The sequence below is a fragment of the Phenylobacterium sp. genome, from assembly GCF_020402505.1.
Taxonomy (GTDB): Bacteria; Pseudomonadota; Alphaproteobacteria; order Caulobacterales; family Caulobacteraceae; genus Phenylobacterium.
This window is the reverse complement of the sequence record NZ_JADBZL010000161.1, coordinates 1-9,602: the sequence shown is the minus strand read 5'-3', so window position 1 is coordinate 9,602 and position 9,602 is coordinate 1. Positions and strand designations below refer to the sequence as shown.

The window sequence follows — 9,602 nt, the reverse complement described above, 5'->3', positions numbered from 1 at the left end:
TGCGCCAGCCCTTCAGCATCAGCCAGATCAGGGCGATCCACTCGGCGCGGCGCCCGCCGGACCGGGACTGTGCGCCGAGCTTCCGTCGCCAGGGCCGCGCCGCCGCCCTCATCCGCCGCCCTTCAGGTCAAGGGCCCGGCGGTAAAGCTCCCGGCGCGGCAGGCCCAGGGCCCGGGCGACCTCCGAGGCCGCCTCGCCGGGAGACAGCCGCGTCAGAGCCTCCGCCAGGGCGGCGTCGGCGTCGTCCGCCGTGGCGGCCTCCTCGCGGCCGGGGGCGATCACGATCACCACCTCGCCCAGGGGATGGTCCAGGGCCGGGTCGGCCGCCAGCTGGTCGAGGGGGCCGCGCACCACGGTCTCGTGCAGCTTGGTCAGCTCGCGCGCCACGGCGGCGGGCCGGGGCCCCAGCACATCCGCCATGTCGACCAGGCTGGCCTGTAGCCGGCTGCCCCCTTCGAACAGGATGAGGGTGGCGCGGACCCCCGCCAGTTCGGCCAGTTCCCGCCTGCGGGCGGCCGACTTCGGCGACAGGAAGCCGACGAAGAGGAAACGTTCGGCGGGCAGGCCCGAGACGGTCAGGGCCGCCAGGGCCGCCGAGGGGCCGGGCGCGGCGAAGACGGGGATCCCCCGGGCGATGGCCTCCCGCGCCAGGGGAAAGCCCGGATCGGAGACCAGGGGCGTGCCCGCATCGGACGCCAGGGCCACCCGGCCGCCCTGCTCCAGCAGGGCCAGGGCCCGGGGCGCGGTGCGCCCGCCGGCGTGGTCGTCATAGCGGGCCATGGGCCTTGAAATGCCGTAGGCCGCCAGCAGCTTTCCCGTCACCCGGGTGTCCTCGGCCAGGATGAGGTCGGCGCCGGCCAGGATGTCGAGAGCCCTCAGGGTGACGTCGCGCAGGTTCCCGATGGGCGTCGCCACCAGGTAGAGCCCCGGCGCCAGGGGGGCGTCGGACAGGGGCGGCGGGGGCGGACGGCGGCTCATGGCCCAGCCTTCGCGGCTTTGTGCGGCCATTGCAAGGCGCCGGCTCAGCGCGCCAGCAAGCGCTCCAGGACGGCGTCCAGCAGGCGGCGCCCGTCAGTCGTGACCCGTAGCCGGCGGGGATCGTCGGCCAGCAGGCCCTGAGATGCGAGGTCGCGCACCTCGGCCGCCTGCGGAGACAGGCCCAGGTCGCCGAGTTCATCAAAGCCGACCCCCTCCGCCAGCCTCAGCCCCGACAGCACCCGCTCGATCGCGGCGTCCCGGGGCGACAGGAGCTCGACCGCTCCCGCCCCCTCGCCGCGGGCTGCGGCGGCGATGTAATCGGCGGGCCGCGCCGCGCAGGCCTGACCGGTCCGCACGCCGTCGAGGGTCAGTCGCCCATGGGCGCCGGGGCCCACCCCCAGCCAGTCGCCGCCCCGCCAGTAGGTCAGATTGTGGCGCGAGCGGTCGGCGGGGCTGCGCGCGTGGTTCGAGACCTCATACGCCTCGAAGCCTGCGGCGGAGAGCCGGTCCTGGGTCACCTCCCAAAGGTCCGCCGCCTGCGGGTCGGCGGGGGGCCTCAGCCGGCCGCGCCGCACCGCCCGCTCGAAGGCGGTGCCTGGCTCGATGGTCAGCTGGTAGGGCGAGAGGTGACCGGCCCCCAGGGCGACGGCGGCGTCCAGCTCGGCCGCCCAGGCCTCCGGCGACTGGCCGGGCCGGGCGTAGATCAGGTCGACCGAGACCCGGGGAAAGACCCTCAGCCCCGCCTCGACCGCCCGCCGTCCCGCCGCTGCGTCGTGGTTCCGGCCCAGCTGGACCAGGGCCTCGTCGTCCAGGGACTGGAGGCCCAGGGACAGGCGGTTCACCCCGGCTCCGGCCAGGGCGGCGAAGCGGCCCGCTTCGGCGTCGGTGGGATTGGCCTCCAGGCTGACCTCCAGGTCGGGGTCCGCGTCCCAGAGCGTCCGGCAGGCGGCGATCACCGCGCCCACGGCGTCCGGGTCCATGAGCGAGGGTGTGCCGCCGCCGAAGAAGATCGAGGTCAGTCGCCGCGGGCCCGTCGCCTCCCGCCGCCGCGCGAGGTCCTGCAGGATCGCCTGCGCCAGCCGGGCCGCCTCACCGGGCCGGCGGTCGCGGTGGACGTTGAAGTCGCAATAGGGACAGATCCGGGCGCAGTAGGGCCAGTGGACGTAAACTCCGAAACCCGGTGCGGCGGCGTCGTCAGTCAAGCCAGCGCCGCCTTCAGCCGGGCGAAGGCCCGCGCGCGGTGGCTCATGGCGTCCTTGGCCGCCGGGTCCATTTCGCCGAAGGTCAGATCATGGCCGTAGGGCCGGAAGATGGGATCGTAGCCAAAGCCCCGGTCCCCGCGCGGCGGGAAGACCAGGTCGCCGTCGATCCGGCCTTCCGTGACCACCGCCAGGTCGTCGGGCCAGGCCAGGGCCAGGGCGCAGGTGAAATAGGCCCGCCGGTCGGCTTCGGCGCGCTCGGTCAGCTCCCGCTCGATCCGCGCCATGGCCGGGGCGAAGTCCTTGCCCGGCCCGGCCCAGCGGGCCGACAGCACGCCCGGCGCGCCGTCCAGTCCCAGGACGGAAAGCCCGGAGTCGTCCGCCAGGGCCGGCAGTCCGCTGGCCAGGGCCGCCGCCCGCGCCTTGAGGAGGGCGTTGCCGGTGAAGGTGGCCTCGGTCTCCTCGGGCTCGGATAGGCCCAGCTCGCCCGCCGTCACGAGCCGGTACCGCCCTTCAAGGATCTCCGACAGCTCCCGCGCCTTGCCGGGATTGTGGGTCGCCACCACCAGCCGGGACCCGGCTTCCAGTCTGATCGCCATGAAACGCTCCGGGGTCGGCGGGCCATTACGGTATTTTAACGCGAAAACTGCGGAGGACGCGACATAAGGGCGGATGAGGCGGAACGGAACCGGGGGCGCCGACATGCCGATCATGAGAACCCTGGGGCCGGGTTCGCTTTCCAGTTTCATGAAGGCGGTCCTGGACGTCGTCTGGGGCCTGCTGCTCGTCGTGCTGGCGATCCTGGGCGCAAGTCTCCTTTACGGGGTCCTCGCCGCCTTCAATCCGGCCATGCCCTTCGCCCGGCTGGTTCTGTTCGAGGGCCTGGACCCGCTGCAGGCCTGGGCGGTGGTCCTGGCCAGGTTGGGAACCGCTGTCCTCTTTGTCGGCGGCGTCCTGACGATCGTCAGCAGCCTCCGGAAGATCTTCGCCACCCTCAAGGCGGGCGACCCGTTCCATCCGGACAATGTCACCCGGCTCCGGGTTGTCGCCGTCGGGCTCGCCTGGCTGGAGCTCGTCCGCTACGCGGTCTGGACCCTCGGCGCCCTCCTTCCGCCCCAGGCCGCGCCGGACCGTCCCAACCTGTCGCTGACAGCCTGGTTCTCCATCCTGGTGGTCGTGGTCCTCGCCGAGGTCTTCCGGGAGGGCGCCCGGCTTCGCCGGGAGTCGGAGCTCACCATCTGATGCCCGTCCGGCTTCACCTCGACCGGCTGCTTGTCCAGCGTCGGATGTCCCTGGCCGAGCTGGCCGACCGCACGGGGGTCTCCGCCGCCAACCTGGCCATTCTCAAGGCCGGGGACGCCAGGGCCCTGCGGTTCTCGACCCTCGACGCCCTGTGCCGCGAGCTCGCCTGCCAGCCGGCGGATCTCCTGACCTGGGAGCCCTGAGTCTAGGGGTGTCGCCGCAATGCAACAATCAGCGCCCTCCGGCGCCCTCCGGACCTTGCGCGGCCGTGCGTATGGGCCTATGTGCACCGCAACAATTGTTGCATTGCACAAGGAGCTTCCCATGGCTCACGTCCTGGACATCCGCGACATCCACGTCGTCGAAGGCCTCCTGCGCCGGCTCGAGGCCATCATCGATGGTCTCATGCTGCCCTTCGCCGAGGAAATCGGGCGCCTCTCGCCCACCGCCTTCCGCCACCTTCTGAACACCCGCTTCTGATCGCGGACCGCGCCAGCCGTTGCTGTCTCTCCCGACGGCGGACCGGCGCCGGGAACGGGCGGCCCCGCCGGGGTCGCCCGTTTCCTTATGCGGATCAGGCCGCTGCAGCGGCCGCCTTCTGCAGGGCGAAAAGCTCTGCGATTCCCTTTTCCGCCAGACCGAACAGGGCCTCGAACTCGGCCCGGGTGAAGCCGCGCTTTTCCCCCGTGGCCTGGATCTCGACAATGTCGCCCGCCCCCGTCAGCACGAAGTTCGCGTCGGCCTCGGCGTTGGAGTCCTCTTCGTACTCGAGGTCCAGGACCGGAACCCCCTGACAGACGCCGCAGGACACCGCGGCCACCTGGTCCAGGATAGGCGAGCGGGGGATCACGCCCTCACGGACCAGGAGGTCGGTCGCCTGGCGCAGGGCTACCCAGGCCCCGGTGATGGCCGCCGTCCGTGTGCCGCCGTCCGCCTGAATCACGTCGCAGTCGAGAGAGATCTGCCGCTCGCCCAGGGCCGCCATGTCCACCACCGCCCGGAGGGACCGGCCGATCAGCCGCTGGATCTCCTGGGTCCGGCCCGACTGCTTGCCTTCGGCGGCCTCCCGGCGACCTCGGGTGTGGGTGGCGCGGGGCAGCATGCCGTATTCGGCGGTCACCCAGCCCTGGCCTCGACCCCGCAGGAAGGGCGGGACGCGCTCCTCCACGCTGGCGGTCACCAGGACCCGGGTGTGTCCGAACGCAACCAGGCAGGAGCCCTCCGCATAGCGGTTGACGCCGGTTTCCAGGGTCACGGTCCGTAGGCTGTCGGCGGCGCGGTCAAAGGGTCGCTTGGCGGTCATGGAGAAGGCTCGCTGTCGGGGAAGGGGTTCGGCGCCTTGCGCCGGCGGGGTGGGTGCTTATCCTGTAACTCGGGGCCTGCGTCCATGCCCGACCGGAAACAGGGATCGCCAGACCGTGACCGGCCAGTTTCTCCCGCGGGGCCCGACCCTCGCAGAACTCGACAGCCGCGCCCGCGACATCTTCCGCCGGGTCGTGGAGACCTATCTGCAGACCGGCGAGCCGGTGGGCTCGCGCACCCTGTCCCGGGGCGGGGTGCAGCTGTCCCCCGCCTCCATCCGCAACACCATGCAGGACCTCACCGAGCTAGGCCTCCTGGGCGCCCCGCACGTCAGCGCCGGCCGCCTGCCCACCCACGCAGGTCTGCGCCTCTTCGTGGACGGCCTGATGGAGGTCGGCGACGTGGGCGACAGCGACCGCCGGGAGATCGAACAGCGCTTGGCCGGCCGCGGCCGCTCCTTTGAAGACATGCTCAACGAGGCCTCCGCCCTGCTGTCAGGCCTGGCCGGGGGCGCCGGCATCGTCGTCGCCCCGGTGCGCGAGGCCGGCGTCAAGCATGTGGAGTTCGTCGCCCTTGGCGGCGGCCAGGCCCTTGCGGTCATGGTCTTCGAGGACGGCGTTGTGGAGAACCGCCTCATGCAGCTGGCCGCCGGGGTCACCCCCTCGGCCCTTCAGGAGGCGGCGGACTTCCTCAACGCCCGGATGCGCGGCAAGACCCTGGTCGAGGCAGGCCAGGACATCCGCCTGGAGCTGGAGCATGCGCGCCGACAGCTCGACGCCGCGGCGGCCCGGCTGGTGGAGGAGGGCCTGGCGGTCTGGGGTGGGGGCGAGGGGCGCGACCGGGCCCTCATCGTCCGGGGCCGGGCCAACCTGCTTGCCGACCGCGAGACCCTGGAGGACCTCGAGCGGGTCCGGATGCTGTTCGACGACCTGGAGCAGAAGGAACAGCTGATCGGCCTCCTCGACGGGGTCCGCGAGGCCCAGGGCGTGCGCATCTTCATCGGCGCCGAGACCCGACTTTTCTCGCTTTCCGGTTCCGCGGTCATTGCGGCGCCTTATATGTCGGGCCAGAAGAAGCTGCTGGGCGCCATCGGCGTCATCGGCCCGACGCGCCTGAACTACGCCCGGGTCATCCCCCTGGTGGACTACACCGCCAAGGTGCTGTCGCAGATGGCCGGCGTCTGAAGCCGGTCCCTGCCCCGGCGAGCGACATCCGGGTCCCGGCATCCGGGTCAAAGAGGTGAAGTGAAACATGTCCGACCATCCCCAGTCCCCCGACGAGACTCCTTCGGCGACTGAGCCCGGCGTCGACGCCGCCGATCCCCTGGCGGCCCTCGCGGCCGAGAACGCGGCCTTGAAGGAACAGGTCCTTCGCTACGCCGCAGACGCCGAGAATGTCCGTCGGCGCGCCGAGCGCGAGACCAATGACGCCCGCGCCTACGCCATCCAGAAGTTCGCCCGGGACCTCCTGGGCGTGGCCGATACCCTGGGGCGGGCCCTCTCCGCCCCGCCAGCCTCCGAGGACGCCGGGGTCCGCAACTTCGTGGTCGGGGTCGAGATGACCCAGAAGGCCCTTCTGAGCGCCTTCGAGTCCAACGGCCTGAAGTCCGTCACCCCCGCGATGGGCGACCGGTTCGACCCCCACCTCCACCAGGCGATGATGGAGCAGGACAGCCCCGACCTCGCCCCCGGCGGCGTGATCCAGTGCCTGCAGCCCGGCTACGAGCTGCTCGGCCGCCTGGTGAGGCCGGCCATGGTGGTCGTCGCCTCCCGCACCTCTGGCGGCGCGCCCCCGGAAGCCGAGGCTCCCGGCGCCCATCTCGACACCCGGGCCTGACGCCGGCCCCCTTTCCCAAGCCCGACAAATGATTAAAGTCGGTACCCCACCTCCCGGGGCGGATTCGGCCTGGCCGGTCCCGTCCCCGGCCCACACCGGACCCGACAGATGAAGCTGACGATCGCGCGCGCCGCCCTCTTGAAAGCCCTGGGCCATGTCCAGAGCGCGGTGGAGCGCCGGAACACCATCCCGATCCTGTCCAATGTCCTGCTCTCCGCCGAGCGCGGACGCCTCAGCTTCTCGGCCACCGACCTGGATATGGAGATCATCGACGAGGCCGAGGCCCGGGTGGAGCAGGCCGGTCAGGTCACGGCGCCGGCCCACACTCTCTACGAGATCGCCCGCAAGCTGCCCGAGGGCGCCGAGGTCACCCTGGCCTGGACAGGGGAGGATCCCCGCCTGGCCGTCTCCGCCGGCCGCTCCCGGTTCAGCCTTCCCGTCCTTCCGGCTGGCGACTTCCCGGTCATGTCCTCCGAAGGCCTGTCCGGGCGGGTGAGCGTGGACGTGAATGATCTGATCCGCCTGATCGATCGTACGCGCTTCGCCATCTCCACGGAGGAAACCCGATACTATCTGAACGGCCTCTACCTGCACACGGTCACCGAGGGCGGCCTGCCCCGCCTGCGCGCCGTGGCCACGGACGGCCACCGCCTGGCCCTGGCCGAAATGCCCGCCCCCGAGGGCGCCGCCGGCGCCCCCGGCGTCATTGTCCCGCGCAAGACCATCGGCGAGGCCCGGCGCCTCCTCGACGACGCCGGCGAGAGCGTCCACCTGGCGGTGAGTCCGCAGAAGGTCCGCTTTGACTTCGGCGGCGCAGCCCTGACCTCCAAGGTCATCGACGGCAGCTTCCCCGACTACGCCCGTGTCATTCCCAAGGACAACAGCCGGGTGATGATGGTCGACAATCAGCTCTTCGCCCGGGCGGTCGACCGTGTGGCCACCATCTCAGCGGAGAAGAGCCGGTCGGTCCGGATGTCGATCGAGGCCGGCCGCCTGATCTTGACGGTCCGCAGCATGGAGACGGGCCAGGCCGTCGAGGAGCTTGAGATCGACTACGACGGCGAGGCCTTCGAAATGTCCTTCAACGCCCGCTACCTGCTGGATGTCACCGACCAGATCAGCGCCGAGCAGGCCGAGTTCCGGTTCGGCGGCCCGAACGATCCGGCCCTGGTGCTGGATCCCACCGACCCTGACGTCCGCTACGTTCTCATGCCCCTGCGGGTCTGACGGGACCATCGACCCTCACCCCGCCGCTGCGAACCGGCTATAGACTGGGCCCGTGCGCTCGGTCCTCACACGCCTGTCCCTGACGGACTTCCGCTCCTACGAGCGGGCGGACATTCCGCTCGACGGCCGCATGGTGGTGCTCACAGGGCCGAACGGAGCGGGCAAGACCAACATCCTGGAGGCCGTCTCGCTCCTGTCCCCCGGCCGGGGCCTGCGCAACGCCGCCCTGCCGGAGATCGGCCGCCGGGCGCCGGACGAGGCTGCGGGCCGGGCCTGGGCCGTCTCCGCCCGCCTGGATGTGGGCGGCGAGACGGTCCGCGTCGGCGTTGGCGTCGAGACGGCCGGCGCCTCCCGCCGCGCCGTGCGCCTGGAGGGCGAGACCGTCCCGCCGGCCCGGCTGACCGACCTTGTCCGGCCCGCCTGGCTGACCCCGGCCCAGGATCGACTCTTCCTGGAGGCTGCCGGCGAACGCCGCCGGTTCCTCGACCGCCTGGTCTTCGCCGCCGAGCCCGGCCACGCCGCCGCCGCCCTGGCCTACGAGAAGGCCCTGCGTGAGCGCCTGCGCCTGCTGACCGACGGTCCTGCGGACCCGGTCTGGCTCGACGCGCTTGAGGGACGCCTGGCCCTCAGCGGCGCCCGCCTGGCCGAGGCCCGGGCCCGCACCCTGGCCTCTCTCCAGGCCGAAATCGACGGCCGCGGAGAGCGGCCCTTTCCCCAGGCCCGGATCGCTCCCCTGGGCGAGTGGGAGCAGCGTGCGGCGGCAGGCGAGACCGGACCTGCCCTCGAACAGGCCCTCGCCGCCGCCCTCGCCACTGCCCGGGGCCGGGACGCCGCGGCGGGGCGTTCCCTGACCGGGCCGCACCGGGGCGATCTGTCGGTGATCCACGCCGAGCGCGGACGGCCCGCCGCCGAATGCTCCACAGGCGAGCAGAAGGCCCTGGTCCTGAACCTCGTCCTGGCCCAGGCGGCGCGTCTTTCCCGTGCCGAATCAGCGCCGGCGCCTGTATTGTTGCTGGATGAAGTCGCAGCGCATCTGGACCGCCGCCGGCGGGCCGCGCTGTTTGACGAAATCGAGGCGCTCGGGCTTCAGGCCTTCCTGACCGGCACGGACGACCCTCTCTTCGAGGAACTTGAGGGCCGCGCCCTCAGGGTCCGGGTGGAGGGTTCCCGGCTGGCTGTTGCGGACACCCCATGACCGACGAATCCCAGATTCCCGAAGAGACCCCGACCGAAACCCCCGAAGAGGCCGCCGCCGCCTATGGCGCGGAGTCCATCAAGGTTCTGAAGGGCCTGGACGCCGTCCGCAAGCGGCCCGGCATGTACATCGGCGACACCGACGACGGCTCCGGCCTGCACCACATGGTCTACGAGGTGGTGGACAACGCCATCGACGAGGCCCTGGCGGGCCATGCGACCCGGGTGGAGGTCATCCTCAACGCCGACGGCTCCTGCACGGTCACCGACGACGGCCGCGGCATTCCCACCGACATCCACGAGGGCGAAGGCGTCTCGGCGGCCGAGGTCATCATGACCCAGCTGCACGCCGGCGGAAAGTTCGACCAGAACGCCTACAAGGTCTCCGGCGGTCTGCACGGCGTGGGCGTCTCCGTCGTCAACGCCCTGTCGGACTGGCTGAAACTCAAGGTCCACCGCGGCGGCCGCGCCTACGAGATGACCTTCCGCCGGGGCGACGCCGTCTCTCCGCTGGTGCAGACCGGTCCCTCTCCCTTGCGGGAGTCCGGCGAGCCTCTGACCGGCACGGAGGTGACCTTCCTGCCTTCGCTGGAGACCTTCGCCTTCATCGAGTTCGACCGGCGC

12 protein-coding genes are annotated in these 9,602 nt (G+C 71.8%); 8 read left to right on the top strand and 4 right to left on the bottom strand.

Annotated elements, in window-relative coordinates:
• Window positions 1-108 precede the first annotated feature (108 nt).
• The 3 genes from rsmI to rdgB are packed head-to-tail and all read right to left on the bottom strand — an operon-like array spanning window position 109 to window position 2,776.
• Window positions 109-978 (bottom strand): 16S rRNA (cytidine(1402)-2'-O)-methyltransferase, encoded by an 870-nt coding sequence (gene rsmI, locus IM632_RS11435; protein ID WP_296484830.1) that lies wholly within the window; start codon window positions 976-978, stop codon window positions 109-111.
• 44 nt (window positions 979-1,022) lie between these two features.
• Window positions 1,023-2,180, bottom strand: a complete 1,158-nt coding sequence (gene hemW / locus IM632_RS11430; protein WP_296484827.1) for a radical SAM family heme chaperone HemW — start codon at window positions 2,178-2,180, stop codon at window positions 1,023-1,025.
• Window positions 2,177-2,776, bottom strand: coding sequence for an RdgB/HAM1 family non-canonical purine NTP pyrophosphatase (rdgB, locus tag IM632_RS11425; protein ID WP_296484824.1), 600 nt, complete (start codon window positions 2,774-2,776; stop codon window positions 2,177-2,179). The genes hemW and rdgB overlap by 4 nt, the downstream gene beginning before the upstream one ends.
• Window positions 2,777-2,879: 103 nt before the next feature.
• On the opposite strand from rdgB, the gene IM632_RS11420 reads away from it, so the two are divergent.
• From IM632_RS11420 to IM632_RS11410, 3 genes are all read left to right on the top strand, one after another.
• Complete coding sequence (locus tag IM632_RS11420; protein ID WP_293515422.1) at window positions 2,880-3,419, top strand: DUF2975 domain-containing protein; 540 nt, start codon at window positions 2,880-2,882, stop codon at window positions 3,417-3,419.
• Window positions 3,419-3,622, top strand: coding sequence for a helix-turn-helix transcriptional regulator (locus IM632_RS11415; RefSeq protein WP_293516068.1), 204 nt, complete (start codon window positions 3,419-3,421; stop codon window positions 3,620-3,622). The genes IM632_RS11420 and IM632_RS11415 overlap by 1 nt, the downstream gene beginning before the upstream one ends.
• A gap of 121 nt (window positions 3,623-3,743) precedes the next feature.
• Entirely contained in the window at window positions 3,744-3,899 is a 156-nt protein-coding gene (locus IM632_RS11410; RefSeq protein WP_293515418.1) for a hypothetical protein, read from the top strand.
• A 94-nt stretch (window positions 3,900-3,993) separates the two neighbouring features.
• Here the strand turns inward: IM632_RS11410 and rph are convergent, their stop codons facing one another.
• Window positions 3,994-4,722, bottom strand: coding sequence for a ribonuclease PH (gene rph / locus IM632_RS11405; protein ID WP_296483526.1), 729 nt, complete (start codon window positions 4,720-4,722; stop codon window positions 3,994-3,996).
• A gap of 115 nt (window positions 4,723-4,837) precedes the next feature.
• Here rph and hrcA point away from each other — a divergent pair, with 115 nt between their 5' ends.
• From hrcA to IM632_RS11380, 5 genes are all read left to right on the top strand, one after another.
• Window positions 4,838-5,905, top strand: a complete 1,068-nt coding sequence (hrcA, locus tag IM632_RS11400; protein ID WP_296483529.1) for a heat-inducible transcriptional repressor HrcA — start codon at window positions 4,838-4,840, stop codon at window positions 5,903-5,905.
• 67 nt (window positions 5,906-5,972) lie between these two features.
• Complete coding sequence (gene grpE / locus IM632_RS11395) at window positions 5,973-6,557, top strand: nucleotide exchange factor GrpE (RefSeq protein ID WP_296483532.1); 585 nt, start codon at window positions 5,973-5,975, stop codon at window positions 6,555-6,557.
• 108 nt (window positions 6,558-6,665) lie between these two features.
• Window positions 6,666-7,784, top strand: a complete 1,119-nt coding sequence (dnaN, locus tag IM632_RS11390; protein WP_296483535.1) for a DNA polymerase III subunit beta — start codon at window positions 6,666-6,668, stop codon at window positions 7,782-7,784.
• A gap of 52 nt (window positions 7,785-7,836) precedes the next feature.
• Entirely contained in the window at window positions 7,837-8,979 is a 1,143-nt protein-coding gene (gene recF, locus IM632_RS11385) for a DNA replication/repair protein RecF (RefSeq protein WP_296552351.1), read from the top strand.
• The coding region (locus IM632_RS11380; RefSeq protein WP_296552350.1) for an ATP-binding protein at window positions 8,976-9,602 on the top strand (627 nt) is incomplete at its 3' end. The genes recF and IM632_RS11380, both read left to right, overlap by 4 nt.

What these genes read in the sequence shown, in the direction of transcription:
- IM632_RS11410 (WP_293515418.1), top strand. Translation starts at nt 3,744, where the DNA reads ATGGCTCACGTCCTGGACATCCGCGACATCCACGTCGTCGAAGGCCTC.
- rsmI (WP_296484830.1), bottom strand. Translation starts at nt 978, where the DNA reads ATGAGCCGCCGTCCGCCCCCGCCGCCCCTGTCCGACGCCCCCCTGGCG.
- dnaN (WP_296483535.1), top strand. Translation starts at nt 6,666, where the DNA reads ATGAAGCTGACGATCGCGCGCGCCGCCCTCTTGAAAGCCCTGGGCCAT.
- rdgB (WP_296484824.1), bottom strand. Translation starts at nt 2,776, where the DNA reads ATGGCGATCAGACTGGAAGCCGGGTCCCGGCTGGTGGTGGCGACCCAC.
- grpE (WP_296483532.1), top strand. Translation starts at nt 5,973, where the DNA reads ATGTCCGACCATCCCCAGTCCCCCGACGAGACTCCTTCGGCGACTGAG.
- IM632_RS11420 (WP_293515422.1), top strand. Translation starts at nt 2,880, where the DNA reads ATGCCGATCATGAGAACCCTGGGGCCGGGTTCGCTTTCCAGTTTCATG.
- IM632_RS11415 (WP_293516068.1), top strand. Translation starts at nt 3,419, where the DNA reads ATGCCCGTCCGGCTTCACCTCGACCGGCTGCTTGTCCAGCGTCGGATG.
- rph (WP_296483526.1), bottom strand. Translation starts at nt 4,722, where the DNA reads ATGACCGCCAAGCGACCCTTTGACCGCGCCGCCGACAGCCTACGGACC.